Source organism: Sphaerotilus sp. FB-3, from assembly GCF_023706025.1.
GTDB lineage: Bacteria > Pseudomonadota > Gammaproteobacteria > Burkholderiales > Burkholderiaceae_C > Sphaerotilus > Sphaerotilus sulfidivorans.
Map to the genome: position 1 here is coordinate 1 of NZ_BQWE01000043.1, position 266 is coordinate 266.

Annotated in this window: 1 protein-coding gene; it reads left to right on the forward strand. The window is 69.9% G+C overall.

What is annotated here, in order from left to right; genetic code table 11:
• Positions 1 to 266 (forward strand): ISAs1 family transposase (locus tag NFT33_RS14995; RefSeq protein WP_251676552.1); only part of this gene is annotated, 266 nt, incomplete at both ends.

The window sequence follows — 266 nt, forward strand, 5'->3', positions numbered from 1 at the left end:
CTGGTGACGGCCTGGCACTGCGGCAAGGGCGTGACGCTGGGGCAGATCCGGACGCAGGCCAAGAGCAACGAGATCACCGCGATCCCGGAACTGCTGGCCGGGCTGGACCTGCGCGGTGCCACGGTGACGATGGACGCGATGGGCTGCCAGAAGGCGATCGTGCAGCAGCTGGTCGACGAGGGGGCCGGCTACATCATCGGGGTCAAGAACAACCAGCCCACGCTGGCCCAGGCGGTGCAGGGCCTGCTGGAGCAAGCCCCGGCCCG